This window comes from Citrobacter sp. MGH105 (genome assembly GCF_001037485.2).
Lineage (GTDB): Bacteria > Pseudomonadota > Gammaproteobacteria > Enterobacterales > Enterobacteriaceae > Citrobacter > Citrobacter portucalensis.
Map to the genome: position 1 here is coordinate 834761 of NZ_CP073048.1, position 20348 is coordinate 855108.

The window sequence follows — 20348 nt, forward strand, 5'->3', positions numbered from 1 at the left end:
ACTTTGATAATTTATATACGAAGTTGACGGTACGATCAGCAAGACGCATAGATTGCGCATCCTGACCCGATAGGGCTGGCGGGTGGTATCAACCTCTATAGTTACGTTCCTAATCCGCTGACATGGATAGATCCTTTAGGGTTAATGCCGTGGGCGTGGGATCCTAATGGAATGGGACACCATTTAATCCCACGCAACAAGGCCAATAGCATCGGTCTGACCGAGCTTGGTACTATGAGAAATACGCCAACATTCTTTCCTGATCCTTATAATTCTGGAATGCATGAAGAATTGCACAGAGCTATTAAAGGTGACATAGGCAAAATTCAAGGGTCGTGGACAGGAACAGCGGATGATTTATTTACTGCTACTAGTCGCAATTTAGATTCTGTCTCTCATATAAGAGGTGATTTAAGAATTCCTTCGACGGGTGAGGTCTTAGCCAGAAATGTAACTCCTAAAGAAGCTCATTCAAAATTATTGGAATGGTACAATAATAAACAAGCGGGTAAGACCTCAGGAGGTAAGTGTGGTTAAAACAATAAAAGTCGATGTTGATTTTAATGGAATAATTATCTTCGATTATCCGGGGATACTAGTACCTTTTGGTGGGAAAATAGAAAATGGGGACAATATTCTCCAGGGATTTACTACCACAGATAAAGGGGATCTTGTTCTTGATGAAGGTATTGCTTTACCTATCATGGGCATTGATGATGGAGGCTATGTTGTTCGGTTATTTTTAAATGAACTCCCTGATAATGAAAATAGGAAAGTTATATTTAGTGATAAATATTTTTACCTTAATGTGACAGGTGATTTATATATTGCCGATATGTCGGTCTTTTGGGAGTGGGAAGATTATACCGGTTGGCATAATGCTGATATTCCTAAAGGAATATATAAAGTCAGCCTAGAAGGGATTCATTTAGAAAAGGATGGTGATACTGTTTATTGCTATGATTTGATTTTAGAAAAAACAAGCAAACTTGGTATAAGAGAAATTGAACCACGTTCAGATTCCAGACTTTATTAAACAAAAAACCGGGAAGGTTATAAAATCTTCCCGGCTTTCTTATTATTTAACCCTCGTTCAGTCCACTAAACCAGCACATCCTTAATCCCCTTAACCACCTGTTTAGCCTGATAAAGTTGTTCGCGCAGCTCCTGCACCTCGTTATTATCCGCCATCAGCACAATACACCCGTCTGAAATCTTCACCGTCACGCCGCGCCCGGTCTCAAATCCCGCCTCTTCGAGCCAGTCGCCCTTAAGGTGCAGGCTGGGACTGCGAGTATATCCGGTGGGGATTTTGGTTTTGCGGTTGGTACGGGAGATGCCGACATAACCGACTTTCATGCGCGCCGTGTTCTGGATGAGTTTATGTGTTTAACTATATGATTTAATAGTAAAATAAATGGTGTTCCGATGGCTTAAATGATCAGGGTGTGGCGGTGGCGTATGGACTACGACGCAATGAGCTTGGTGATTTACATATAAAGCTAACGTTACGATTCATACTCCAGTGAGATTCTCTGTCCTGACCCGATAGGGCTGGCGGGGGGAGTAATCTTGCCCTGCTGCTCCAGCCCGCCAGGGGTAGCAGGTACGTCGGATTCGCTGACGCGCCGCTACAAGTCAATAATGGTAGCCAGGACGGATTACTGGTAACGGTTCACCAGGTCTTTAACCATTGATGCATAGGTTTTTTGCTTAAGCTGCGAAAATTGCCTTTCAGCAGTTGCTTCTGCAGCATTTTTTTTCCCTGGCAGTGGTAGTGGCATTTTATCTTCATAATTGACCGGCGACCAGGTAGCCCATTCACCAGTTGCCACGTCCACTAGAGTGAAACGCACCAGATAACGTAGTGATGTATTGTCGGTTAGTTTTTCATTTTTATAATCTGACCAGAGCATGTTTTTTGTCGCAGCGTCATATTTGCCTGACTGCAATGTATCCTGATAAACGATGATTGCTTTCTGATGACCTTTCGCGGCGACATAACGCAGAGCCTGCATCCAGTTCATGTTTTCTACAACAGCAATATCCTGGCTCTCGTCTTTATTTTTATCTTTATTACAAGTCACGGTCTTTTGCCTGTCCGGGATACCGGAGAATGTTGCGACGGTATAATATCGACTCATTTCCTGCTGCATGATGGCTTCCGGTGCTCGGCTACCGGACTGTACCAGAATAACAGGCGAACTCAGAGGTACGCGAAATACATTCCCTTCCAGCGCAGCCTGGATGTCCTCTTCGGACACCGCCAGCGTAGTTTCATTGCCAAAAATATCCTTGTCCGTCAGTTTCTGTGCTGAAGCAGTCTTACTTACGCCGTTCTCTGTCCGTGCCCCTGCTTTCTTTGCATCAATAGGAGAGTGTGGCGTGCAACCAGCTAGCAGAAATACTGCTGTACATAAAAATACTGCTGACCTGGAATTCATATTTGCATCCTCAATGGCGTCAGGTGTTTCCTGCAATTATTTATCTGAAAACTCAAACTGAATTATACACATGAAATAAAGACCTAAAAAGAGAATTGCTGTTTATTAAAACATTCGGTTAAATAATAATTGATGGTTTTGTATGTATTATTTAAATATATGCAATCCTATTGCAGAGTACAGTTTATCCGTGTGGGGCTGGCTGGCAGTATTATTGGGAGAATTATAACAGTACGAAGAGTTTTTAGGGGGGTGCAATATTCGGGAGTAAAACTATATTATTGCCTTAACACTAATATTGGTTTGTTCTCCTGAATGAATTTAAGCCGGGAATAAATGATGAAAACTCTGGAATATACAACATCAGAGTAAGACAAGAAGCGTCTCCTTCGGATCAGATTTTAAGATTTCGGGTATACAGGTGGGGGGGCGGTGTGTCTCAACGTCCTGGATTCGCCCATGCTCTTGAGTGTTGCCGAGAAAGGTAGATGCCAGCAGCTTACGCGCGACTTCTGCCAATCTAATTTGTGTATAAGAGTAGACGAATTGGAGGTGAGCAGTTGGCAAAGTTCGATGAAGAGTCCGTTTCGCCAAAAGCAAAAAACCCGCCATAGGCGGGTTCTTCTAAATAGTGGTGCCCGGACTCGGAATCGAACCAAGGACACGGGGATTTTCAATCCCCTGCTCTACCGACTGAGCTATCCGGGCAACGAGGCGCATTAAAACCGATTCGCTTCGTTTCGTCAACGAAATTTCTTCAAATCAACGCAGACTGCACAATCTATCACCACATTGTTGCTATTGCACGCATTCTCAGGCAAAAAATGCCGTCCACGCGGCGGAAAGCGGCATTGCCAGCAGAAGGGCAGGAAGCATATTCACAACCGCAAACATTTTGATTCCACAAATACGTAAACCGGTTGCCAACAACAGTAGCCCACCTACGGCGCTGAAATCGGCCATCATGGCTGGCGTCGTTAGGGGCAAAATCATTGCCGCGCAGGTGGCAAGCGTTAGCTGGATTGCCAGCATTGGTACACAAATTGCCGATACCGCGATACCTAATGAACAGGCAAAAATGATGGCCGTGAAGAAATCAAGAAACGACTTGGCGATTAAAATATTCGGATCGCCGGTCATCCCTTCATGTATCGCCCCGAAGATCCCGGTACCACTGGCGCAAAATAGCACGATGATGGCCACATAGCTCTGGATGAAGGATTCGTGCGTGGTGTTGGCATCCGACCGGGTGAAAAGCTGCTGCGCTTTGGCAACCGCGGTATTGATCCCTTTTTCCAGATAACAGAACTCACCAATTAATGCACCGACCAACGTAGCCAGGACCATCACCGGTAGGTTAGCGCATTTGATAACCAGCAAAATACCAATTCCCAAAGAGCACAATCCGAATATGGAGGTCATGGAGGCACGAATGCGTTCCGGTAAATGCTGGCTGAGTAGTGCGCCGAGAACACCACCAAATAAAATGGCGCCAGCATTAATAAAGGGTCCAATTACCACGTTTGCTCCTGCATACCCATTATCGTCTTGATGCTAAAGGCAATTCTCTGGGTAAAATATGTTTTCAGATTGCATTATTATGCCGCGATTGACAGGCGGATTGCTTGTTTATCTGTGAGGTTCAGGCTCCGGATTTTATCTTGCGCCTGAAAGTGAAAGGTGCCATGATTGCGCGAATTTTCTCCTGTCTGAATGGGGCTGCCTGGGATGATATTACTCCCCCTACATCGCCTTCAACATCGCCTTTTTGCGCGACGTTTGCCCCTTCCTGCGACTTATCTTTACGCTCCCACCATGCGGTGAGGGCAGCGCACGCTCACTGCAGGATAACAGTAAAATCAGAGGCTATCTGCTTTTACTGATGTCTGGCGGTCGGGGCTGGTAACCAGTTTGACCTGTCATTTCGTGGGCAAAGCAATATGGCTTTGTCCGGGACTTTTGATTTTCCCGAAACGGGTTATTGCGCTTATGAAATCAATGAAAATTGCCGCCAGTGGAGAACTGGTTTCTCGTCTGTCCAGCCATCGTCAGGTGGTGTCGCTGGACAGTACTGATTTTACTGACGTTGCGGCAGTCGTCATTACCGTTGCGGATAGCCGCAGCGGGATCCTTGCTTTGCTGAAACGCACCGGTTTTCATATACCCGTGTTTCTGTTCGCAGAGTCGGATGTTGATCTGCCGGCGGGCGTGAATGCGGTCATTCGCGGTCAGGCGCAGGACTGGCTGGAGCTGGAGTCTGCTGCCTGTCAGTATGAAGAAGATTTGCTGCCGCCGTTCTATGACACGTTGACTCAGTATGTCGAGATGGGGAACAGCACATTTGCCTGCCCAGGACATCAACACGGTGAGTTCTTTAAAAAGCATCCCGCGGGGCGCCATTTCTACGAGTTCTTTGGCGAGAATCTGTTTCGCGCGGATATGTGCAACGCCGACGTTAAGCTTGGCGATCTGCTGATTCATGAAGGCTCGGCGAAACATGCGCAGAAATTTGCCGCGAAAGTTTTCCACGCGGATAAAACCTACTTTGTGCTGAATGGCACCTCTGCGGCCAATAAAGTAGTAACCAATGCGCTGCTGACGCGCGGCGATCTGGTGCTGTTTGACCGTAATAACCATAAGTCGAACCACCACGGTGCGCTGATCCAGGCGGGTGCGACGCCGGTGTATCTGGAAGCGGCGCGTAATCCGTTTGGCTTTATTGGTGGTATTGACGAGCACTGCTTTGATGAGGAGTATCTGCGCCAGCAACTTCGCGAGGTTGCGCCGCAAAAGGCCGATCAACCGCGCCCGTTCCGTCTGGCGATCATTCAGCTCGGCACCTATGACGGTACGATCTACAACGCCCGGCAGGTGATCGACAAGATCGGTCATCTGTGTGATTACATCCTGTTTGACTCCGCATGGGTCGGTTACGAGCAATTTATTCCGATGATGGCCGATGGGTCACCGCTGCTGCTGGAGCTTGATGCTAACGATCCGGGGATTTTTGTCACCCAGTCGGTACACAAACAGCAGGCCGGATTCTCGCAAACTTCGCAGATCCACAAAAAGGATAACCATATTCGCGGTCAGGCGCGGTTCTGCCCGCATAAGCGTCTGAATAATGCATTTATGCTGCATGCTTCTACCAGTCCGTTTTACCCGCTGTTTGCGGCGCTGGACATTAACGCCAAAATCCATGAAGGCGAGAGCGGCCGTCGGCTATGGGCGGAGTGTGTGATGCTGGGCATTGAGGCCCGTAAAGCGATTCTTACCCGCTGCAAGATGATTCAGCCGTTTATTCCCCCGGTAGTTGATGGCAAACCGTGGGAAAGCTATCCGACGCAGGTGATTGCCAGCGAGCGCCGCTTCTTTAGCTTTGAACCAGGTGCTAAATGGCATGGTTTTTCCGGCTACGCGCGCGACCAGTATTTCGTCGATCCTTGCAAACTGCTGTTAACCACTCCAGGCATTGACGCACAAACCGGGCAATATACCGAGTTTGGTATTCCGGCGACGATTCTGGCGCATTACCTGCGTGAAAACGGCATCGTACCGGAGAAATGCGACCTTAACTCGATTCTGTTCCTGCTGACCCCGGCAGAAAGCGCAGAGAAACTGGCGCAACTGGTGGCGATGCTGGCGCAGTTTGAGCAGCATATTGAAGACGATACGCCGCTGGCAGATGTGCTGCCCACCATCTTCAACAAGTATCCGGTACGCTATCGGGATTACACGCTGCGTGAACTGTGCCAGGAGATGCACTCACTGTACGTCAGCTTTGATGTGAAAGATCTGCAAAAAGCGATGTTTCGTCAGGAAAGTTTACCTGCCGTGGCGATGAACCCACAGGATGCGAACAGCGCTTTTATCCGTGGTGATGTTGAACTGGTGCGGATTAGTGAAGCAGCTGGCCGCATTGCGGCGGAAGGTGCGCTGCCTTATCCTCCGGGCGTGCTGTGCGTGGTACCGGGCGAAGTATGGGGTGGGGCGGTACAGCAATATTTCCTGGCGCTGGAAGAGGGCGTAAACCTGCTGCCAGGCTTCTCGCCGGAGCTGCAAGGTGTTTACAGTGAAACGGATGCAGACGGTATTAAGCGTCTGTATGGATATGTTGTGAAGTAAGCGCAAAAAAAGCGGGTTACCTTTTGGTAACCCGCTTTTCTCTGCGTAAACGTTAGTGCGCGATAGTCTGTGTGCCTGCTGGAACGCGTACGTGTTTGTATTTAAACAGCGCAACGAAGGCAAAAGCCAGAACCAGCGAGTAACCTGCGAAGATCAACCACACGGTCTGCCAGTCGGTAATACCGTTCAGCGTATAGTGTTCAACGACTTTACCGCTCACCAGTCCGCCCAGAATACAACCGAAACCGTTGGTCATCATCAGGAACATACCCTGTGCGCTGGCGCGGATTTCAGGGCGTACTTCTTTCTCCACGAACACGGAACCAGAGATGTTGAAGAAGTCGAAGGCGCAGCCGTAAACAATCATCGACAGAACCAGCAGCACGGTACCGAACGGCGTTGGATCGCCGTAGGCAAACAGGCCGAAGCGCAGCATCCACGCCACAATACTGATAAGCATCACGTTCTTAATACCGTAACGGCTTAAGAAGAACGGGATGGTCAGGATAAACAGCGTCTCGGAAATCTGTGAAATCGACATCATCACCGATGCGTGTTCCACGATAAAGCTACCGGAGAACAGTGGGTTGTTATCGAAGCTGTGCAGGAAGGTGTTACCAAACATATTGGTAATCTGCAGCTCTGCGCCCAGCATCATTGAGAAGATGAAGAAAATCGCCATACGCTTGTTTTTAAACAGCGCGAAAGCATCCAGACCGAGCATTGATGTCCAGCTCTGGTTTTTCTGCTGATTGGCAACCGGAATATGCGGCAGCGTCAGGGTGAACAGTACCAGTACCAGGGACAATGTCGCACCGATGTACAGCTGCATATGGCTCAGTTCAAAGCCGGAGAAGCTCACGGCCCACATCGCCAGAATAAAGCCGATGGTGCCCCAGATACGAATTGGCGGGAAGTCGGTAACGATATCCATCCCGGCAGATTGCAGGCGATAGTAGGAGATGGTGTTGATTAGCCCCAGTGTTGGCATATAGGCCAGGGAGTTAAGCAAGATCACAAAGAACATGGCCCCTGGCGTGGTGACTTCGGCTGCGGCAAACAGCGTTCCTGCGCCGACCAGGTGGCAAAGGGCGTAAACCCACTTCGCACTGATCCATTTATCGGCCACGATCCCTAACAGCGTTGGCATAAACACGGCGGCGATCCCCAGCGAGCTATACACCGCGCCAATGGATGCACCATCGAATTTAAGGGTGACAAACATATAGGAGCCGAGGGTAGTGAGCCAACTACCCCATAAGCAGAACTGCAGAAACGAGAGAACTTTCAGCTGCAGCTTAAGATTCATGTTAATTTCCTCACACCGTAATGCGGATGAATGTTTTAAAAGGCACATTTGCCGTGGCTATATGATGTGATTCTATCAATGAGAGGCACTCTTTTTTTGTTACCTGTGACAAATATTTGCAAACAATTTCTGATTGCAAAGCAAAAGAGTGATGGAGTTAACGTTTTTGGTGCTTCAGGCCCCCGTTTTAGGGGGCTGAAGAGGAATACATTAGCGGCGTCGATAGGATTTTTGTGCGGAATTGACCTTGTAAAGGTATCGGCGTGATTCAGCAGAGGGATGTCGGGTGGTCAGCGTTTGATAAACGTCACCTGGAGACATGCTGTTAATGATATTCGCGGCCTGAATTTTATCGTTCGAGAACACGCGTAGCACGCTGCCCGCGCCGCCGTTATACGCGGTGATTACCGCATAGCGGCGTGAGGTCGGATTATCGATACCACCTAAATAGACATTGTTGAGCATTGCCAGATAGGCCGTGCCGGTATCAATGTTGCTGGCCGGATCAAACAAGAAGCTACGGCTTGGTGTGCCTGAGCGCCCTTGCGAGCGGAACACATCTTTCCCGGCGCTGTGCTGTACCACCTGCATCAGTCCCAGCGCATCGGCATGGCTCACCGCATACGGGTTAAACGAGGATTCGGTTTGCATGATAGCCAGAATCAGCGACTCGTCGACGCCGTACTTACGTGAAGCCTGACGCACCATACCGACGTATTTATGCGCGCGCTTATCAAGGTGGTTCGGCACCAGATTGATCGTCACGCTATAGATGATACGCAGGCCATTGCTGCGGCTTTTAAGTCGTGTTTGCAGCAGGTAGTTGGCAAAGTTGGTGGCACGCCCCTCCCAACGAATGGGCTGGCCGGTATTATCAACCACCTGTCCGTACAGGAATGGCTCTTTGGAAATCTTAATGTCGTCGACATCGGAATAGAGGTCGATAGAACCCGGATCATCGCCCATCAGCAATGTCTTGATAATCGCCCGACGCAGGTGTCCGGCGGGATCTGTCCCGGCAATGGTCTCGACGGTTATCGTACCGTCATCAAAGTTGATATGGCTGCGGGTTTGATACTGATCGGTATACTTGACGTAGTCCTTCGGACCCGCAATCAGCACTTCCTTAAATCCCCACAAATTCTCAATATTATGGGCAAATTGCCCCATCAGAATATCAAAACCGTTGGTATCCTTGACCCAGGCTTCGTTATAGGAATCGCCTTTTTTGGTCGAACTGGAACAGGAGATGAGCAACGGCGCAATAACGGCAAGCGCGAGAAATTTTTTCATCATTCCGGGAGTGCGTGTTGTGTTTGTTGTTTGCAAGGACCAGATTAAAACGTAGGCCGGATAAGCGCAGCGCCATCCGGCAACGGTTCTTATGATTCTGGCGTATAGCCTTCAATATGCACATCCTTACCTTCAAACAGGAAGTTAATCATCTCCTGTTCCAGTAACTTACGGTGTTCGACGTTCATCATATTGAGTTTTTTCTCGTTAATCAGCATGGTCTGTTTATGCTGCCATTGCGCCCATGCTTCTTTAGAAATCTCGTTATAAATGCGTTTTCCCAGATCGCCCGGGTACAGCTGAAAATCCTGTCCTTCTGCTTCGCGTTGCAGGAAAGTGCAAAAAATCGTTCTGCTCATAAAAAGTCCTCTTTATCGTCCGGTACGTTAAACGTGTGTACCGGCACGTAATTGCTGTAACAAACGCTCCACGGGAGCCGCCAGTCCGACCGACGGCGGTTGCGCTAAGTTATACCAGAGCGCGTTGCCTTCATCCATGCATGAGGTGAATGAAGACACGGGAAGCCACATAGGCACAATATCTAAGTGGAAATGGCTAAAGGTATGGCGAAACGCATTAAGTTGGGTCAGATTATCTGCGTTAATTTGTCGTTGCGCCAGCCAGTTGCGCAGTCCATCTTCATCGTCAAACTGCGGAAAACAGTATAAACCACCCCATAAGCCGCTGGGCGGTCGCTGTGCAAGCAGCACTTCGTCATCATGCTGCATCAGTAAAAAATAGCCCGTTCGTTCCGGTAGCGTCTGTTTGGGCTTTTTACCGGGATACAGCGCCCAACTTGCATTGGCGCTCGCCACACAGCCATTTTCCAACGGACACAGGGAACATTTAGGTTTTGAGCGCGTACAGACCATTGCGCCTAAATCCATCATCGCCTGATTAAAACGCTCAACACCCTGGGCCGGCGTAACTTGCTCGCTCAGCTCCCACAGCTTCTTTTCGACCTCTTTTTTACCCGGCCAGCCGCTTACAGCATAACAGCGAGCCAGCACGCGTTTGACGTTACCGTCGAGAATCGGAAAATGCTGACCCAGAGAGAGAGAAAGGATCGCGCCTGCGGTTGAACGTCCGACGCCAGGTAGGGCGGCTACTTCATCAAAGGTTTGCGGAAATATACCGCTATGCAGCGTCACAACCTGCTGCGCGGCTTTATGCAGATTTCGCGCACGGGCGTAATAACCCAGCCCGGTCCACAAATGCAGAATTTCATCCAGCGGCGCATGGGCTAAATCCGTTACCGTTGGGAAGCGCGCCATAAAGCGCTCAAAATAGGGGATAACGGTCGCAACCTGAGTTTGTTGCAGCATTACCTCAGAGAGCCATACTTTGTAAGGCGTCTTGTCAATTTGCCAGGGCAGCGTTTTCCGCCCGTATTTGTCGTACCAGCTCAAAACCTGAGCCGAAAATTGAGACGCTTGCATGATTACCGTTTCATTATTGCCGGGGGCAAGATTGCAGCACAGCGGCAACGGGGTGTAAACCGGAACTTTCCGCTGCTCACTTTCTTCCTTTACTTGCATCCGGCAACTAACTTTGGATAATGCCCGTTTTCAGAACTCAAACACAGCAGACTAAACTTTTATGAAGAACGACGTCATTTCACCGGAATTTGATGAAAACGGCCGCCCTCTGCGCCGGATTCGTAGTTTTGTTCGTCGCCAGGGGCGACTGACGAAAGGGCAGGAACACGCGCTGGAAAACTACTGGCCGGTGATGGGCGTTGAGTTCAGCGAAGAGCCTGTAGATTTCGCAGAACTGTTTGGCCGTGACGCGCCAGTCACGCTGGAAATCGGTTTTGGTATGGGAGCGTCGCTGGTTGCAATGGCGAAAGCGCGTCCGGAACAGAATTTCCTCGGCATTGAGGTTCACTCACCTGGCGTTGGTGCGTGTCTGGCTTCAGCCCATGAAGAGGGTGTCGAGAACCTGCGCGTCATGTGCCATGATGCTGTTGAAGTCCTGCATAAAATGATTCCTGACAATTCTTTATCTATGGTTCAGCTGTTTTTCCCTGACCCGTGGCATAAAGCACGTCATAATAAACGCCGTATCGTTCAGGTACCGTTTGCTGAGCATATCTTAAGTAAGCTGAAGCTGGGCGGCGTGTTCCATATGGCGACCGACTGGGAAGCGTATGCGGAGCACATGCTTGAAGTGATGTCCTCGATTGACGGGTATAAAAACCAGTCAGAGAGTAACGATTATGTACCGCGCCCGGAATCGCGCCCGGTAACCAAATTTGAACAACGTGGTCATCGTCTTGGCCACGGCGTATGGGACTTAATGTTCGAGAGGGTGAAATAATGGCAAAGAACCGTAGCCGTCGTCTGCGTAAAAAGATGCACATCGAAGAATTCCAGGAAGTAGGATTTTCGGTTGCATGGCGTTTCCCGGAAGGTACATCTGGAGAGCAGGTCGATCAAATCGTTGATGACTTTATCAATGAAGTCATCGAACCGAACAAGCTGGCTTTTGACGGCAGCGGCTATCTGGCCTGGGAAGGTCTGATCTGTCTGCAGGAAATCGGCAAATGCACCGAAGAACACCAGGCAATCGTGCGTAAGTGGCTGGAAGAGCACAAACTCGAAGAAGTGCGTACCAGCGAACTTTTCGATATTTGGTGGGACTAAGTAGCACAGGGTCGGCAAATGCCGGCCCGATTTGTATTGAGGGAAAGATATGATGCGCAAAACGCTGCTGGCGGCAGTCCTAACGTTCACGGCGATGGCCGCACATGCAGATTACCAGTGCAGCGTCACCCCGCGTGACGATGTGATTTTGAGCCCACAAACGGTGCAGGTGAAGGGCGAGAATGGCGACCTGGTTATTACCCAGGCTGGCGATGTCACCTTCAACGGTAAACAGTACAACCTGAATGCCGCACAGCGTGAGCAGGCCAAAGATTATCAGGCGGCGTTGCGTAGCAGCCTGCCGTGGATCGACGAAGGTGCCAGAGCGCGCGTAGAGAAAGGTCGCGTGGCGCTGGACAAAATCATCGCCAAAGAGGTCGGTGAAAGCAGCAACATGCGTGGCCGCTTAACCAAGCTGGATGCGCAATTGAAAGAGCAGATGAACCGCATCATCGAGCATCGAACTGATGGCCTGACTTTCCATTATAAGGCGATTGATCAGGTCCGCGCGGACGGACAACAGCTGGTTAATCAGGCGATGGGCGGCATTTTGCAGGACAGCATCAACGAAATGGGGGCGAAAGCCGTGCTCAAAGGCGGTGGTAATCCACTGCAGGGCGTACTCGGAAGCCTCGGTGGTTTGCAGACCTCAATTCAGAACGAATGGAAGAATCAGGAACAAGACTTCCAGCAGTTTGGCAAAGATGTCTGTTCCCGCGTTGTGACGCTGGAAAACGATCGTAAAACGCTGGTTAGCACTCTGAAATAATCTTCACCTCTTATTAACGGCACAGAAACATTCTGTGCCGTTTTATTTTGTATATTTCTGTTTTTTTGATATCCATCTCTAAGAACGGCAATTTGGTGGAGATATAAATCTGGTTAATTGGAACTCGTCACATTATTCATCTGTAGGATAGACATAATGCTGCAAATTCAAGTAACTGGAGAAATAACATGGAGTTTTTCAAGAAAACGGCACTTGCCGCACTGGTTATGGGTTTCAGCGGCGCGGCGCTTGCACTGCCAAACATCACCATTTTAGCGACCGGTGGGACGATTGCCGGCGGCGGTGATTCCGCGACAAAATCTAACTACACGGCAGGCAAGGTTGGCGTAGAAAATCTGGTTGAGGCCGTACCTCAATTGAAAGATATCGCTGTCGTTAAAGGCGAGCAGGTGGTGAATATCGGCTCCCAGGATATGAATGACGAAGTCTGGTTAACGCTGGCGAAAAAGATTAATACCGAGTGTGATAAAACCGACGGCTTCGTGGTAACACATGGTACGGATACCATGGAAGAAACCGCCTATTTCCTCGACCTGACCGTCAAGTGTAACAAACCGGTGGTGCTGGTCGGCGCAATGCGTCCGTCTACGGGTATGAGCGCTGATGGCCCGTTTAACCTGTATAACGCAGTAGTAACTGCCGCAGACAAAGCCTCTGCCAACCGCGGAGTGCTGGTGGTGATGAACGACACCGTTATGGATGGTCGTGACGTGACTAAAACCAACACTACCGACGTCGCTACCTTCAAATCCGTTAACTACGGCCCGTTGGGTTACATCCATAACGGTAAAATCGACTACCAGCGTACGCCTGCGCGTAAGCACACCACGTCTACTCCGTTCGATGTGTCTAAGCTGACCGAGCTGCCGAAAGTTGGAATTGTTTATAACTACGCTAACGCCTCTGATCTGCCGGCAAAAGCGCTGGTGGATGCGGGTTACGCCGGGATCGTCAGTGCGGGTGTAGGTAACGGTAACCTGTATAAAACCATTTTCGATACGCTGGCAACCGCCGCGCATAAAGGTACCGTTGTAGTGCGTTCATCCCGTGTACCAACGGGCGCCACTACACAGGATGCAGAAGTTGATGATGCAAAATACGGATTTGTGGCTTCAGGTTCCCTGAACCCGCAAAAAGCACGTGTTCTGCTGCAGCTTGCGCTGACTCAAACCAAGGATCCTAAGCAGATCCAGGAAATGTTTAATCAGTATTAATCGATGAAGGTGGCTGCGCTTACCGCCCTAACCCTGTAGGCCGGATAAGACGCAGCCGCCATCCGGCAATTTTCCTGATGGCGCTACGCTTATCAGGTCTACGTTCACCAGCCATCACTCCGCCAGAAACAGCTCCAGCAGCGAATTCAAGAACAGCTTACCGTGTTGGGTAATCTGCCAGTACTCATCGCATTCACTCAGGTAGCCCTGGGAAATAGCCTCATCGATCTGTCGACGAATAACGTCTTCGGTAAGACCGGTATATTGCGTAAACTCCGCGCGAGGCGCGGCTTCCAGCAGCCGGAAACGATTCATGAAGAACTCGAACGGCTTATCGGCTTCGGCGACATCGCGCTGGCTTTCGAGATAACGCCCTTGCATATACCCACGCGGATGCCGTGTTTTGGTGGTGCGCAGGATTCGTCCGTCAGGGAATGTGATCTTACCGTGTGCGCCGCAGCCAATGCCAAGATAGTCGCCAAAACGCCAGTAGTTAAGGTTGTGCTGACACTGATAACCCGGTCTGGCGTAGGCTGAGGTTTCGTACTGCTGATATCCCGCGGCGGTCAGTAGCTGGTGGCCTTGCTCAAAAATATCCCACAGTGCGTCATCGTCCGGTAAAACCGGCGGTCGGGAACCGAACAGCGTGTTGGGTTCGATGGTCAACTGATACCAGGAAAGATGCGGTGGGTTGAGCGCGATGGCCTGCTGTAAATCACCCAGCGCCTCTTCCAGCGTCTGATCCGGTAAACCATGCATCAGGTCGAGGTTAAAGCTGCGTAGCCCCAGACCGCTCGCCAGGTGTGCTGCTCGTTTGGCTTCTTCCGGCCCGTGAATACGTCCCAGACGTTCGAGTTTGGCGGAGCTAAAGCTCTGTACGCCAATCGAAATACGGTTGACGCCAGCGCGTTGATAATCCACAAAGCGATCGGCTTCCACCGTCCCGGGATTCGCCTCCATCGTGATTTCTGCATCTTCGGCCAGATTCAGCCGTGCTCGCACGCCGTCGAGCAGCGTTTGCATCGCCGGGCCAGAAAGCAGGCTCGGCGTGCCACCACCGATAAAAATCGTCTTTACTTCACGTCCCTGGGCATGGGCCACCTCAGTATCCAGATCGCTCAGCAGATGCTGCACATAGTCGTCATGAGGGACTTCGCCCTTTAGCGCATGCGAGTTGAAGTCGCAGTACGGGCATTTCTGCACGCACCACGGGATGTGAATATAAAGACTTAGCGGCGGAAGCTTAACCATTACGCAGGGCATCCAGCAGCAGCTTCAGCGCCTGGCCGCGGTGAGAAATTGCACTCTTTTCTTCACGGGTCAGTTCGGCTGCGGTTTTCCCTTCAGACGGCACAAAGAAGATCGGGTCGTAGCCAAAACCACCGTTTCCGGCAGGTTCACGGGTAATCACGCCCGGCCAGCTTCCGTGGCACACAACAGGCGTTGGATCGTCTGCATGGCGCATATACACCAGCACGCAGTGGAACTGCGCCTGGCGCTTGTCATCAGGAATATCCTGCAGGGTGTGAAGCAGTTTTTCCAGGTTCTGCTGATCGGTCGCATCTTCGCCGGAATAGCGGGCTGAATAGATACCCGGCGCGCCGCCAAGGGCATTTACTGCCAGACCTGAGTCATCAGCAATGGCCGGTAAGCCGGTAATTTGCGCGGCATGACGCGCCTTCAGAATGGCGTTCTCAATAAACGTCAGCCCGGTCTCGTCTGCAGAATCAACACCCAGTTCCGTTTGGGCAACAACATCAAGACCGAAATCACTCAGAAGAGAGGCGAGTTCACGCACTTTACCGGCATTGCCGGTCGCGAGGACAACTTTTTGCATGGGATACCTAATCAGTTAACGCCGCAATTTCGGGCGGGATCTGTTGCGGATGAATGATTTTAACCTGTTTGTGACGACCAAGCTCGCCCTTCTCAATGACGACCTGGCTTTTTGCCACACGGAACTGTTTGCCGAGAAACTTCACCAGATGGCTATTGGCCTGGCCATCTACTGGCGGGGCGGTAATGGCGACTTTAACTTCGTCGCCATGTAAACCCACAATACTGTCACGGCTGGCTTTAGGCTGAATGTAGAGCCGTAAAACCAGACCGTCGTCGCAGGGTGTAACGGCACTCATAGCGCCATCCACAGCCCCGGCAGCAGCATGTTGCCTGTCGCCTGCAACACTTCCGCGATGCCCATGTTAATAACGTAGAGCAGCAGAACCAGAATCATTGGGGAGAAATCGATCCCGCCCATGCCTGGAAGTATGCGACGGATAGGACGCAGCAGCGGATCTGCCAGTTGAATCAGCACGTACTCTACAGGACTGCGGCCCTGGCTGACCCAGCTCATAATTGCCATCACCAGCAGCACCCAGAAAATCAGCAGCCCGATAGTCTTCAGGACAATCAGTACGGCGGCGATCCAGATGATCGGCTGGAACGTGACCACCTTAAACAGCACGATTGCTTTGATAAAGCTGAGAACGAGCGCAACTAATGCCGATGCGCTGTCGATCGGCCCCATCGGGGGAATAATGCGGCGTAACGGCCCAATGATGGGCTGAGTGATTTTCACTATAAACTGCGAGAACGGGTTGTAAAAATCGCAGCGAGACCATTGCATCCACACGCGCAGCAGCAGCGCCATGGTATACAGCTCAATTACCGTTGAGAGCAGGAAGGTCAACGTATTCATGGTGTTCCTTAGTTTTCCTTATTTTTTAGTGTAATCACGAGCACCAAAAATGGCAGTGCCAATGCGCACCATCGTGCTACCCGCCGCGATGGCGGCATCCATATCATCAGACATTCCCAGTGAGAGAGTGTCGATGCCTGGGTAGCGTGTTTTCAACCCGGCAAATGCTACCGCCATTTGCTGTGCAACTTCAAACTGCCTTACATAATCTGACTCTGGAGCCGGAATCGCCATCAGACCACGCAGGGTAATGCGCGGCAGTGCAGCGACTTCAGCGGCTAGTGCATCAAGCTCTGCCAGCGAAATTCCTGACTTACTGTTCTCATCGCTGATATTAATTTGGATCAGTACATTGAGCGGCGGCAGTTCCGCCGGGCGCTGTTCGCTCAGACGGGCAGCGATACGCAGACGGTCGATCGTATGGCACCAGTCAAAGTGCTCAGCGACCAGACGACTTTTGTTGGACTGCAGCGGGCCGATAAAGTGCCACTGCAGATCGTTGACGCCTTTTTCCTGGAAGTAGCGGATTTTATCCACCCCTTCCTGCACATAGTTTTCACCGAAGGCACGCTGCCCGGCGGTAATGGCTTCTTCGATGGCGCTCGCAGGTTTGGTTTTACTGACTGCAAGCAACGTAACTTCTTCTGAAGACCGCCCGCAACGCGTCGCGGCGGCTGAGATTTTGTCCCGGACATGTGCCAGGTTATGCGCGATATCGTTCATTTTCCGAGGATGTTCATATGAATATGGAAGAAATAGTGGCCCTTAGTGTAAAGCATAACGTGTCGGATCTACACCTGTGCAATGCATGGCCTGCGCGCTGGCGCATACGTGGAAAAGTCGAAATCGCACCCTTTACTACGCCTGACGTGGAGAATCTGCTGATGTGCTGGCTCAGTGAGCAACAACAGGTACAGTGGCAGGAACAGGGGCAGATTGATTTTGCTATTGCGCTGGCAGGTTCCCGGCGGCTGCGCGCCAGTGCTTTTGCTCATCAACAGGGAACCTCGCTGGCGCTAAGATTGCTCCCGCTTGATTGCCCACGTTTAGACGATCTCCAGACCCCTGACGTCATACCTGAACTGCTGCGCAGTGAAAATGGGTTAATTCTGGTGACAGGCGCTACCGGTAGCGGTAAATCAACGACTCTGGCGGCGATGGTAGAGTACCTGAATCAGCATGTTGCGGGGCATATTCTGACGCTGGAAGACCCGATTGAATATCGCTACACCAGCCAGCGTTGTCTTATTCACCAACGGGAGGTGGGCGTACACTGCGCTTCTTTCGCCGCCGGTTTGCGCGGCGCGCTGCGCGAAGATCCCGACGTCATTTTGCTGGGCGAGCTGCGCGACGCGGAAACCATTCGTCTGGCATTAACGGCAGCGGAAACCGGGCATCTGGTGCTGGCAACGTTACATACGCGAGGGGCGGCGCAGGCCATCGCGCGGCTGGTGGATACCTTTCCCGCACAGGAGAAAGATCCGGTGCGTAATCAGCTGGCAGACAGCCTACGGGCGGTACTTTCGCAAAAGCTGGAGGAAGATAAGTTGGGAGGACGCGTGGCGCTATTTGAGCTGCTCGTCAACACGCCAGCCGTGGGCAATTTGATTCGTGAAGGGAAAACGCATCAGCTACCCGGCGTAATTCAAACCGGGCAGCAGACAGGTATGCAGACGTTTACGCAGAGCCAGCAGCAGCGCCAGGCGCAGGGTCGGCTTTAGTAGCCCTGCTCGAAATAGCTTTCGAGAATAATAACGGCAGAAGCGGAGTCCACTTTGCCTTTATTCAACGCCCGGTATCCGCCTTGTTCGAACAGGCCGGAGCGGGCCTCGACGGTGCTCAAGCGTTCATCGTGCAGCGTTACGGTTACGCCAAAGCGACCGTGAATACGGTTAGCGAACTTACGCGCGCGCGCGGTAAGGGGCTGTTCTGTGCCATCCATGTTGAGTGGTAGGCCGACAATGATTTCATCCGGCTGCCATTCTTTCAGCAGGCGTTCAATCAAACTCCAGTCTGGCGTACCGTCCTGCGCTTTAATGGCGGGCAACGGTCTCGCCGTACCGGTAATGCGCTGACCAACAGCAACACCAATACTTTTCGTACCAAAATCAAAAGAGAGTAATGTTCCGCTCATCAGGCATGTCCCGCCACGCCAGGCATGGTCTGAATATCTATCCCGATAAGCTTCGCCGCATCGCGCCAGCGGTCGGCAATCGGCGTTTTGAATAAGATGTTGAGGTCTGCGGGCGCCGTGAGCCAGGCGTTATCCAGTAGCTCTTGTTCCAGTTGACCTTTTTCCCATGATGAATAACCCAGCGCAACCAGCACTTCGGACGGTTGCTCCTGCGTACCCAGGGTTTCTAGTACATCGCGGGAGGTTGTGATGATGGTGTTATCTGAGATGCGAATACTGGAGGCAAAGCGTGACGGTGGAGTGTGGAGAATAAATCCACGGTCTTCCGCCAGCGGGCCGCCGAGCATCACTGGTTTATCCAGACGTATGGCCGGATCGCGTTCTTCTGGGGTAATCTTCAGCTTTTCCAGAATCCCTTCAATTTGTAAGTTTTCCAGAGGCTTATTAACGATAATCCCCATTGCTCCGTTCTCATTATGTTCACAGATGTACACCACGGAACGGCGGAAAATCGGATCCTGGAGAGCAGGCATGGCAATCAGAAAGTGATGCTGTAAATTCATTGTCAGAGGTTCTGTTTCCTGGTTCAAAAAAGCAACAGAGCCCAGTATGTGGGCAAAGCTCGAAGATGTCACCCTCTGAAGATAGCATTGCCGGATGACGGCTTCGCCTAATCCGGCCTGCGGGGTGCAATTCCAGGCCGGATGAGACGCGATGGCGTCGCTATCCGGCAACGTATTTATTTCTGCAAACGCACCTCAATGGCATCCATCAGCATACCGGTAATCGAAACCGGGAACTCCGCTTCAATTTCACGAATACAGGTTGGGCTGGTAACGTTAATTTCCGTCAGGCGATCGCCAATGATATCCAGACCGACAAAAATCAAACCTTTCGCTTTCAGCGTTGGCCCAATGCGACGTGCAATTTCCCAGTCGCTGTCGGTCAATGGACGCGGCTCGCCACGACCGCCAGCGGCCAGGTTGCCACGGGTTTCGCCGCCCTGCGGAATACGCGCCAGGCAATAAGGAACGGGTTCGCCATCGACCACCAGGACGCGTTTATCGCCATCTTTAATTGCTGGCAGATAGTTCTGCGCCATGCAGTAGCGGGTACCGTGCTCGGTCAGCGTTTCAGCAATGACGCCAAGGTTCGGGTCGCCTTCCTTCACACGGAAAATAGATGCGCCGCCCATACCATCCAGCGGTTTGAGAATGATGTCGCTGTGTTTTTGCCAGAAGGCTTTCAGCTGCGCTTTGTTACGCGTGACCAGCGTTTCCGGCGTCAGGTCGGCAAACCATGCGGTGAACAGCTTTTCGTTGCAGTCGCGCAGGCTCTGCGGTTTGTTGACGATCAGCGTCCCTTTTTCTTCTGCACGTTCCAGAATATAGGTTGCGTAGATGAACTCGGTATCAAATGGCGGATCCTTACGCATCAGAATAACGTCCAGGTCTGCCAGCGGGAGATCCTGCTCGCTCTTGAACTCATACCATTTGTCGTAGTTCTGCTCTACGCTCAGGGTACGCGTATGGGCGCGGGCTTCACCGTTGATCAGATAAAGATCGGCCATCTCCATATAATGAATTTCGTAACCGCGACGTTGCGCTTCCAGCAGCATAGCGAAGCTGGAATCTTTCTTGATGTTGATGCTTGCGATGGGATCCATCACGATGCCGAGCTTGATCATTTTCTTCTC

Annotated in this window: 23 protein-coding genes, 1 tRNA gene and 1 pseudogene; 9 read left to right on the forward strand and 16 right to left on the reverse strand. The window is 51.1% G+C overall.

The window, feature by feature from the left end:
* Nucleotides 1-63: 63 nt before the first annotated feature.
* The 3 genes and pseudogenes from SK35_RS27105 to SK35_RS04015 all read left to right on the forward strand — a co-directional run.
* Nucleotides 64-154 (forward strand): annotated as a pseudogene (locus SK35_RS27105) (RHS repeat-associated core domain-containing protein); the annotation flags it as partial.
* 17 nt (nucleotides 155-171) lie between these two features.
* The gene (locus SK35_RS04010; RefSeq protein WP_231912272.1) at nucleotides 172-537 is read left to right on the forward strand and encodes a hypothetical protein; all 366 of its coding nucleotides are present in this window, start codon (nucleotides 172-174) and stop codon (nucleotides 535-537) included.
* Nucleotides 530-1036, forward strand: a complete 507-nt coding sequence (locus tag SK35_RS04015; RefSeq protein ID WP_048215567.1) for a hypothetical protein — start codon at nucleotides 530-532, stop codon at nucleotides 1034-1036. The genes SK35_RS04010 and SK35_RS04015 overlap by 8 nt, the downstream gene beginning before the upstream one ends.
* A gap of 65 nt (nucleotides 1037-1101) precedes the next feature.
* Here the strand turns inward: SK35_RS04015 and SK35_RS04020 are convergent, their stop codons facing one another.
* The 4 genes from SK35_RS04020 to SK35_RS04035 form a co-directional block, all read right to left on the reverse strand.
* Entirely contained in the window at nucleotides 1102-1359 is a 258-nt protein-coding gene (locus tag SK35_RS04020; RefSeq protein ID WP_048215568.1) for a SymE family type I addiction module toxin, read from the reverse strand.
* Between the two features lie 302 nt (nucleotides 1360-1661).
* Nucleotides 1662-2444 carry a hypothetical protein gene (locus SK35_RS04025; protein ID WP_048215569.1) on the reverse strand — a complete coding sequence of 261 codons (783 nt, stop codon included), beginning with the start codon at nucleotides 2442-2444 and terminating at the stop codon, nucleotides 1662-1664.
* 632 nt (nucleotides 2445-3076) lie between these two features.
* Nucleotides 3077-3152, reverse strand: a tRNA-Phe gene (locus tag SK35_RS04030).
* A gap of 105 nt (nucleotides 3153-3257) precedes the next feature.
* On the reverse strand, nucleotides 3258-3965 hold the full coding sequence (locus tag SK35_RS04035) for a DUF554 domain-containing protein (RefSeq protein WP_048215570.1): 708 nt from the start codon (nucleotides 3963-3965) through the stop codon (nucleotides 3258-3260).
* 468 nt (nucleotides 3966-4433) lie between these two features.
* On the opposite strand from SK35_RS04035, the gene SK35_RS04040 reads away from it, so the two are divergent.
* Nucleotides 4434-6569 carry an ornithine decarboxylase gene (locus SK35_RS04040; protein WP_048215571.1) on the forward strand — a complete coding sequence of 712 codons (2136 nt, stop codon included), beginning with the start codon at nucleotides 4434-4436 and terminating at the stop codon, nucleotides 6567-6569.
* A 52-nt stretch (nucleotides 6570-6621) separates the two neighbouring features.
* Here SK35_RS04040 and SK35_RS04045 read toward each other — a convergent pair whose 3' ends face one another.
* From SK35_RS04045 to mutY, 4 genes are all read right to left on the reverse strand, one after another.
* On the reverse strand, nucleotides 6622-7878 hold the full coding sequence (locus SK35_RS04045) for a nucleoside permease (protein ID WP_008785778.1): 1257 nt from the start codon (nucleotides 7876-7878) through the stop codon (nucleotides 6622-6624).
* Between the two features lie 210 nt (nucleotides 7879-8088).
* Nucleotides 8089-9174 carry a membrane-bound lytic murein transglycosylase MltC gene (gene mltC, locus SK35_RS04050; RefSeq protein WP_008785777.1) on the reverse strand — a complete coding sequence of 362 codons (1086 nt, stop codon included), beginning with the start codon at nucleotides 9172-9174 and terminating at the stop codon, nucleotides 8089-8091.
* 86 nt (nucleotides 9175-9260) lie between these two features.
* A complete protein-coding gene (locus tag SK35_RS04055) occupies nucleotides 9261-9530 on the reverse strand; it encodes an oxidative damage protection protein (RefSeq protein WP_003027126.1) in 270 nt (89 codons plus the stop codon).
* A 27-nt stretch (nucleotides 9531-9557) separates the two neighbouring features.
* Nucleotides 9558-10610, reverse strand: coding sequence for an A/G-specific adenine glycosylase (gene mutY, locus SK35_RS04060; RefSeq protein ID WP_048216390.1), 1053 nt, complete (start codon nucleotides 10608-10610; stop codon nucleotides 9558-9560).
* Nucleotides 10611-10770: 160 nt separating this feature from the next.
* Between mutY and trmB the strand changes: the two genes are divergently transcribed.
* The 4 genes from trmB to ansB all read left to right on the forward strand — a co-directional run bounded on the left by trmB (nucleotide 10771) and on the right by ansB (nucleotide 13820).
* Entirely contained in the window at nucleotides 10771-11490 is a 720-nt protein-coding gene (gene trmB / locus SK35_RS04065; protein ID WP_003825406.1) for a tRNA (guanosine(46)-N7)-methyltransferase TrmB, read from the forward strand.
* On the forward strand, nucleotides 11490-11816 hold the full coding sequence (locus SK35_RS04070) for a YggL family protein (protein WP_003027115.1): 327 nt from the start codon (nucleotides 11490-11492) through the stop codon (nucleotides 11814-11816). The genes trmB and SK35_RS04070 overlap by 1 nt, the downstream gene beginning before the upstream one ends.
* 49 nt (nucleotides 11817-11865) lie before the next feature.
* Nucleotides 11866-12585: a DUF2884 domain-containing protein gene (locus SK35_RS04075; protein ID WP_003825409.1), complete on the forward strand. Its 720-nt coding sequence runs from the start codon at nucleotides 11866-11868 to the stop codon at nucleotides 12583-12585.
* A gap of 188 nt (nucleotides 12586-12773) precedes the next feature.
* Complete coding sequence (gene ansB / locus SK35_RS04080) at nucleotides 12774-13820, forward strand: L-asparaginase 2 (RefSeq protein ID WP_003027108.1); 1047 nt, start codon at nucleotides 12774-12776, stop codon at nucleotides 13818-13820.
* A 114-nt stretch (nucleotides 13821-13934) separates the two neighbouring features.
* Here ansB and hemW read toward each other — a convergent pair whose 3' ends face one another.
* The 5 genes from hemW to SK35_RS04105 are packed head-to-tail and all read right to left on the reverse strand — an operon-like array spanning nucleotide 13935 to nucleotide 17241.
* Entirely contained in the window at nucleotides 13935-15071 is a 1137-nt protein-coding gene (hemW, locus tag SK35_RS04085; RefSeq protein ID WP_003825412.1) for a radical SAM family heme chaperone HemW, read from the reverse strand.
* Nucleotides 15064-15657, reverse strand: a complete 594-nt coding sequence (locus tag SK35_RS04090; protein WP_003825414.1) for an XTP/dITP diphosphatase — start codon at nucleotides 15655-15657, stop codon at nucleotides 15064-15066. The genes hemW and SK35_RS04090 overlap by 8 nt, the downstream gene beginning before the upstream one ends.
* Before the next feature lie 7 nt (nucleotides 15658-15664).
* Nucleotides 15665-15955: a DUF167 family protein YggU gene (gene yggU, locus SK35_RS04095; protein WP_003027101.1), complete on the reverse strand. Its 291-nt coding sequence runs from the start codon at nucleotides 15953-15955 to the stop codon at nucleotides 15665-15667.
* Nucleotides 15952-16518 carry a YggT family protein gene (locus tag SK35_RS04100; protein ID WP_003825417.1) on the reverse strand — a complete coding sequence of 189 codons (567 nt, stop codon included), beginning with the start codon at nucleotides 16516-16518 and terminating at the stop codon, nucleotides 15952-15954. Before SK35_RS04100 ends, yggU begins: the two co-directional genes overlap by 4 nt.
* Nucleotides 16519-16536: 18 nt before the next feature.
* Nucleotides 16537-17241 carry a YggS family pyridoxal phosphate-dependent enzyme gene (locus tag SK35_RS04105; RefSeq protein WP_048215572.1) on the reverse strand — a complete coding sequence of 235 codons (705 nt, stop codon included), beginning with the start codon at nucleotides 17239-17241 and terminating at the stop codon, nucleotides 16537-16539.
* Nucleotides 17242-17258: 17 nt separating this feature from the next.
* On the opposite strand from SK35_RS04105, the gene SK35_RS04110 reads away from it, so the two are divergent.
* Entirely contained in the window at nucleotides 17259-18239 is a 981-nt protein-coding gene (locus tag SK35_RS04110) for a type IV pilus twitching motility protein PilT (protein ID WP_048215573.1), read from the forward strand.
* Here SK35_RS04110 and ruvX read toward each other — a convergent pair.
* The 3 genes from ruvX to gshB all read right to left on the reverse strand — a co-directional run bounded on the left by ruvX (nucleotide 18236) and on the right by gshB (nucleotide 20339).
* A complete protein-coding gene (ruvX, locus tag SK35_RS04115) occupies nucleotides 18236-18652 on the reverse strand; it encodes a Holliday junction resolvase RuvX (RefSeq protein ID WP_003825428.1) in 417 nt (138 codons plus the stop codon). The genes SK35_RS04110 and ruvX overlap by 4 nt on opposite strands.
* Nucleotides 18652-19215, reverse strand: a complete 564-nt coding sequence (locus tag SK35_RS04120; protein WP_003027086.1) for a YqgE/AlgH family protein — start codon at nucleotides 19213-19215, stop codon at nucleotides 18652-18654. The genes ruvX and SK35_RS04120 overlap by 1 nt, the downstream gene beginning before the upstream one ends.
* Nucleotides 19216-19391: 176 nt before the next feature.
* Complete coding sequence (gene gshB, locus SK35_RS04125) at nucleotides 19392-20339, reverse strand: glutathione synthase (protein ID WP_048215574.1); 948 nt, start codon at nucleotides 20337-20339, stop codon at nucleotides 19392-19394.
* Nucleotides 20340-20348: the final 9 nt, after the last annotated feature.

Excerpts from the sequence above, each read along its gene's own strand:
- trmB (WP_003825406.1), top strand. The coding sequence starts at position 10,771 with ATGAAGAACGACGTCATTTCACCGGAATTTGATGAAAACGGCCGCCCT.
- SK35_RS04020 (WP_048215568.1), bottom strand. The coding sequence starts at position 1,359 with ATGAAAGTCGGTTATGTCGGCATCTCCCGTACCAACCGCAAAACCAAA.
- SK35_RS04040 (WP_048215571.1), top strand. The coding sequence starts at position 4,434 with ATGAAATCAATGAAAATTGCCGCCAGTGGAGAACTGGTTTCTCGTCTG.
- SK35_RS04110 (WP_048215573.1), top strand. The coding sequence starts at position 17,259 with ATGAATATGGAAGAAATAGTGGCCCTTAGTGTAAAGCATAACGTGTCG.
- SK35_RS04090 (WP_003825414.1), bottom strand. The coding sequence starts at position 15,657 with ATGCAAAAAGTTGTCCTCGCGACCGGCAATGCCGGTAAAGTGCGTGAA.
- ruvX (WP_003825428.1), bottom strand. The coding sequence starts at position 18,652 with ATGAGCGGAACATTACTCTCTTTTGATTTTGGTACGAAAAGTATTGGT.
- yggU (WP_003027101.1), bottom strand. The coding sequence starts at position 15,955 with ATGAGTGCCGTTACACCCTGCGACGACGGTCTGGTTTTACGGCTCTAC.
- SK35_RS04105 (WP_048215572.1), bottom strand. The coding sequence starts at position 17,241 with ATGAACGATATCGCGCATAACCTGGCACATGTCCGGGACAAAATCTCA.
- hemW (WP_003825412.1), bottom strand. The coding sequence starts at position 15,071 with ATGGTTAAGCTTCCGCCGCTAAGTCTTTATATTCACATCCCGTGGTGC.
- SK35_RS04070 (WP_003027115.1), top strand. The coding sequence starts at position 11,490 with ATGGCAAAGAACCGTAGCCGTCGTCTGCGTAAAAAGATGCACATCGAA.
- SK35_RS04025 (WP_048215569.1), bottom strand. The coding sequence starts at position 2,444 with ATGAATTCCAGGTCAGCAGTATTTTTATGTACAGCAGTATTTCTGCTA.
- mltC (WP_008785777.1), bottom strand. The coding sequence starts at position 9,174 with ATGATGAAAAAATTTCTCGCGCTTGCCGTTATTGCGCCGTTGCTCATC.
- gshB (WP_048215574.1), bottom strand. The coding sequence starts at position 20,339 with ATGATCAAGCTCGGCATCGTGATGGATCCCATCGCAAGCATCAACATC.
- SK35_RS04100 (WP_003825417.1), bottom strand. The coding sequence starts at position 16,518 with ATGAATACGTTGACCTTCCTGCTCTCAACGGTAATTGAGCTGTATACC.
- SK35_RS04075 (WP_003825409.1), top strand. The coding sequence starts at position 11,866 with ATGATGCGCAAAACGCTGCTGGCGGCAGTCCTAACGTTCACGGCGATG.
- SK35_RS04120 (WP_003027086.1), bottom strand. The coding sequence starts at position 19,215 with ATGAATTTACAGCATCACTTTCTGATTGCCATGCCTGCTCTCCAGGAT.
- SK35_RS04055 (WP_003027126.1), bottom strand. The coding sequence starts at position 9,530 with ATGAGCAGAACGATTTTTTGCACTTTCCTGCAACGCGAAGCAGAAGGA.
- ansB (WP_003027108.1), top strand. The coding sequence starts at position 12,774 with ATGGAGTTTTTCAAGAAAACGGCACTTGCCGCACTGGTTATGGGTTTC.
- SK35_RS04010 (WP_231912272.1), top strand. The coding sequence starts at position 172 with ATGGGACACCATTTAATCCCACGCAACAAGGCCAATAGCATCGGTCTG.
- SK35_RS04045 (WP_008785778.1), bottom strand. The coding sequence starts at position 7,878 with ATGAATCTTAAGCTGCAGCTGAAAGTTCTCTCGTTTCTGCAGTTCTGC.
- mutY (WP_048216390.1), bottom strand. The coding sequence starts at position 10,610 with ATGCAAGCGTCTCAATTTTCGGCTCAGGTTTTGAGCTGGTACGACAAA.